Source organism: Streptococcus oralis, from assembly GCF_001579025.1.
GTDB lineage: Bacteria > Bacillota > Bacilli > Lactobacillales > Streptococcaceae > Streptococcus > Streptococcus oralis_X.
Window position 1 is genome coordinate 725,425 of record NZ_KQ970235.1, and the last position, 4,393, is coordinate 729,817.

Here is a 4,393-nt window from a genome sequence, read left to right on the forward strand (position 1 = left end):
GGGAACTCCCCCAATAACGAAATATAGCATTGTTGATAAAATTGTATTATCAAGCAAGATTGAAAGAATTGTTATTTTTACGGTTTTTCGAGATAATTGGCAACCCTATATGAAAAAGTACACGGAAGTTTTCCAAAGTCAATTTCCTAATCTAAACACTGATTACTTACTTTTGGACACTGAGCAGATTGATTTTGATAGCTATTTAGATGCTGATCTAATCATCATTGGTGGAGGAAATACGGAAAAATATATAGCTACTTATGTCAATCAGGAGTTCAAAAATTATATCGATCATATGCTTAATAAAGGGGCAAAAGTTATAGGGTTTTCTGCAGGAGCCCTATTATTAAGAGAAAAAGTCTATGTCTCACCTAATGATAATTCAGATCATCAGATAAAGATAAAAAATGGATTAGGACTCTTTAGTCAGTTTTTAATTAGTGTCCATTATGATTCCTGGAATGATAAAGCTAATAAGGATAGAGCAGAAGAACTCGTCAGTGTTCCCATAATTCCACTAAATGATCATTCATGTCTTGTATTAGATAAACTTGGAAATATCATAGAGAAAATTGACTAGTTTTAATCATGCGAATCTGAATCTACGAAACCAAAGTATTGACGAAAAGAATAATGAAAAGCCTTGATTGTAAGGCTTTTTTGTGTTTTTATGATAGAATATAGGTAGTTATAATCGAGAGCAACTAAGAAGCAGTAAAAATATTATTCATAAAATAATCAAGATAAGGGCGATAAAATGACAGAAATTGACAAAAAGAATTTAAAAAATTATCTTTGTTTTACATTTGGAATTACTTATATATCTTGGGGGCTTCTTGCCATATTTACACAATCTTATATGTTGGGATTAGAGACATTTATAGGAAGAATATTACATATAGTTGGTGCACTTGGACCAGCTATTGCAAGTGGCTTTTATTTAAAAAGTAATAATATAAAATTTAAACATTTTTTATTTAATAAGATAGAAAATAGTAGTATTTATTTCATTTATCATATGTTAGCAATTTTGATACTATTTTCTGTATCTTCCTTAGAATTAAACGGAGTATCAATTTATCTGATGCCATTATTCTTTATACAACTAATTTTTTTTGGTGGTGGACATGAAGAATTAGGATGGAGAGGAATATTACAACCATTACTTGATAAAAAATATACTTATTGGCAATCTAATTTGATTGTAGGATCAATTTGGGGAATATGGCATCTGCCTTTATGGTTTATAGTTGGAGAAAGTCATCAAGGATTTCCTTTTATTTTATTTTTTATATATACATTATTTTTAAGTTTTGTTTTAGGGCTTCTTTATCGTCAAACGAAATCTGTGGGATACTGTGTGTTATTTCATGCATTCGCAAATTTGTTAAATCTCTATTTTGTGTTAAAAATTAACCTTATTTTTATTATCATTTTTATTGGTTATTTGATTTATACTATATTGGCGAGTAATAGAATTAGTAAGGAAACAACATTTTAAAATTTAGATCAGGATATCCATTATTGAAAGTAACGTGTGGTCATTCTAGATAATCAATGTTAGAGACTTTTCTATTTGATGAGACATCACTGCTTGTACGAGCTGATTAAACAAGGGTGTAGCTAGTGAAAGTTCTACAGTAAGGAGTTTAAACATGAAATTCCATGAATTTGGTGATAAGAATTTGCCTCCTATTTTACTGATACATGGTGGTGGAAGTTCTTGGTGGAATTATCTTCGTCAAGCGCGGATCTTGTCAGAAGAATACCGTGTTATTCTACCCACTTTGAATGGCCACGGCGAGGAATATCAAGTTGATTATGTTTCTACTGAAGATTCTGCTTTGGAGATTCTGGACTATATCAAAGCAAACTGTGGTGGGAAATTGTTTGCAATCGGTGGTGTTTCGCTTGGTGGTCAAATTGCTATGGAGCTTTTGTCTTTAGACAGTGAAATTGCTGAGAAGGCCATCATAGATGGAAGCCTCTGCATTCCTCAACTAAGGTTAGCTAAAATCAGCATCTTTCTAGTGTCTCTATTTGGTAAACTGATGTTCAATAAATTCTCTTGCAAACTTCAGTTAAGCATGATGAACAAATTCTATCCTAAACTGGCTTATCCAGAGGAAATAAAAGCTTATTATTTGGAGGATTTGCCAAGGACGCCTATCAAAACATTGGTGACCATTTACAAAAACTATATGGGATGTTACAAGCTGAAAGATATGATTTCTGCTAGCAAGGCTCAGGTTCTGTATATCTATGGTGAAAAAGAATTGAACTGTGTGAAAGAATCAGCGAAATTATTTCATCAGCTACATTCAAACACAATTTTGTATGAAGCAAAGGGCTATAACCACGGTTATTTATCAGCTTACCTGCCTTATGAGTGGATTGATTTGGTGGTGCCATTTTTAAAGAGTGACTCATTAGAAATGTGTAACGAATCTGATATGCCATAAGGAGGAATCTTATGCTAGGAGCAATTATTGGAGATATTGTAGGTTCAGTTTACGAATGGAACAATATCAAAACGAAGAATTTTCCTTTATTTTGTGATGATTGTTTTTTCACGGATGATACGGTAAGTCCGAACCGCTGAGTGTGTGAGTTTGTTAGTGAAACATTGCTAATCCTCAAAATAAAGAAGCCAAAATTCCATTATTTTGAGATGAAAACCTAAACTGTTTTTAAGGAGGTGTTATATTGATAGAGAGTAGACCTGAGTTTGATAAAATCACATCCTTTGATGAATTTAATAAATACTACTGGTATCGTGATGAACTTTCACAGATTTGCAAGTCATTAGAGCTTGAAAATAGAGGTACAAAACAAGAACTCAATGATATTATTGAGCAGTACTTCAAGGGAAACTTGATTAAAAAATCATCAATAAAAAGCAAGAAGAAACGAGTAGAAGTCGTTACCTTAGATACACCCTTACTTGAATGTGGATTCTCCTTTAATGCACACTTTAGAGAATATTTCTCAACTTTAACAGGTGTTTCCCCCTTTAAATTTACTGCGGATATGGCTACTGCTTGGAGAAAAGTCAAAAGAGAACATGATTTGAGTTTTACAATCCAAGATATGCTAAAAGTTTATTATGGAAATTCAGATTATGCCAAGTATGATCATTCGGTTTGTCAATGGAACCAATTTTTGAAGGATTTCTGTGCAGACGAAAATAGTGGCAATTACTCGAATAAACTAAAAGTAGCTTCTATTCTTTGGAAAGAAGTTAGAAATTCAAGTAATGAAAAAATTTATTCAAAAAAACTTTTGACTGAATATGCTGATAGAATAGACGAGTATGAAAAGTAGAAATGTCAGTCTCAACCAATAGTTTGTAAGGAGGAATACCATGCTAGGAGCAATAGTTGGAGATATTGTAGGTTCAGTTTACGAATGGAACAATATCAAAACGAAAGACTTTCCATTATTTCGGAAAGACTGCTTTTTTACAGATGATACGGTAAGTTCGAACCGCTGAGTGTCTGAGTTTGTTAGTGAAACATTTTTAATATTTATAAGATTTAAAGTTGATTACAAAAAAGGAAGTATTATCATGGGAATATTCGATGATTTTGAGTACAAAGAAAACTACCTAGATGAAGAAAAAGTAATTGAAATACTTAAAAAGATTTTAAGAGCCATTCATCTAAATAATTATAGAGATATTATGGATTGTGTTGATGGTTCGGAAGTTGATGATGTAAGAGAGTTACTTGAATATATTGACGATTCATTACAATTAAATGATTTTGATAAAATTGATGAATATGGTGTAGATTGTAATTTCCATCCGAATTATGAGTACTCCCAACTACAAGTTTATGAATTTAATGATCAAACTGGCTTTGTTGTTGAATATGAGATGACCTCCGATTCTGAATTAGTAGATTTAACCCTACAATTAGAATTTTTATACAATAATGATGGTTACAAAATAACTTCTATAGATGTCGACCCTGGATAAACAACACTTAATTATCTTCATTATATGATAAATGCGTATATTAAGGCTAGATAATTTGATTGTAAGTTGCTTAAAATATCGGTTAGTTTTTCAAATATTGGGAGAATGAAAGATGTATCTATTGGAATTGTGCCAAAATGATTATTCTAAAGATTTTGTCGTGTTTGATTCTTTAGAAGATGGAAAAGACTTTGTATCTAAAATAACTGGATATATTCTAGAAAATGAAAATGATTTTGTTCAAGGTAATAAAGTAGAAATAACGAACATTTAGATGAAAGGTTTAGAGTAAACATGAGCCTCTTATTTGAAGAATTTAAAACCATTTGTTTCCATTTAAATCGAGTCGGAATTACACCTACACTGATGGGTTCTTTGGGATTGGAATTTAGAACGAAAGAAAATTGGGGG

At 31.5% G+C, this 4,393-nt stretch carries 8 protein-coding genes and 1 pseudogene; all 9 read left to right on the top strand.

Translation table 11 applies throughout. From position 1 onward, the window contains the following. A partial coding sequence (locus SORDD27_RS03450; RefSeq protein WP_061427310.1) for a Type 1 glutamine amidotransferase-like domain-containing protein occupies positions 1-583 on the top strand: 583 nt, incomplete at its 5' end. A 177-nt stretch (positions 584-760) separates the two neighbouring features. Then, complete coding sequence (locus SORDD27_RS03455; protein ID WP_061427312.1) at positions 761-1,504, top strand: CPBP family intramembrane glutamic endopeptidase; 744 nt, start codon at positions 761-763, stop codon at positions 1,502-1,504. Between the two features lie 154 nt (positions 1,505-1,658). Then, positions 1,659-2,465: an alpha/beta hydrolase gene (locus SORDD27_RS03460; RefSeq protein WP_061427314.1), complete on the top strand. Its 807-nt coding sequence runs from the start codon at positions 1,659-1,661 to the stop codon at positions 2,463-2,465. Positions 2,466-2,476: 11 nt separating this feature from the next. Next, positions 2,477-2,605, top strand: a complete 129-nt coding sequence (locus tag SORDD27_RS09630) for an ADP-ribosylglycohydrolase (protein ID WP_081103344.1) — start codon at positions 2,477-2,479, stop codon at positions 2,603-2,605. 104 nt (positions 2,606-2,709) lie between these two features. After that, positions 2,710-3,327: an SAP domain-containing protein gene (locus SORDD27_RS03465; RefSeq protein WP_061427316.1), complete on the top strand. Its 618-nt coding sequence runs from the start codon at positions 2,710-2,712 to the stop codon at positions 3,325-3,327. A 40-nt stretch (positions 3,328-3,367) separates the two neighbouring features. After that, entirely contained in the window at positions 3,368-3,496 is a 129-nt protein-coding gene (locus tag SORDD27_RS09635) for a hypothetical protein (RefSeq protein ID WP_000900078.1), read from the top strand. A gap of 75 nt (positions 3,497-3,571) precedes the next feature. Continuing rightward, positions 3,572-3,982 carry a DUF7668 domain-containing protein gene (locus SORDD27_RS03470; RefSeq protein WP_061427318.1) on the top strand — a complete coding sequence of 137 codons (411 nt, stop codon included), beginning with the start codon at positions 3,572-3,574 and terminating at the stop codon, positions 3,980-3,982. Positions 3,983-4,094: 112 nt separating this feature from the next. Beyond that, the gene (locus SORDD27_RS09995) at positions 4,095-4,256 is read left to right on the top strand and encodes a hypothetical protein (RefSeq protein ID WP_196755621.1); all 162 of its coding nucleotides are present in this window, start codon (positions 4,095-4,097) and stop codon (positions 4,254-4,256) included. A gap of 20 nt (positions 4,257-4,276) precedes the next feature. Continuing rightward, positions 4,277-4,393: pseudogene (locus SORDD27_RS09640) on the top strand (phosphoribosylanthranilate isomerase); the annotation flags it as partial.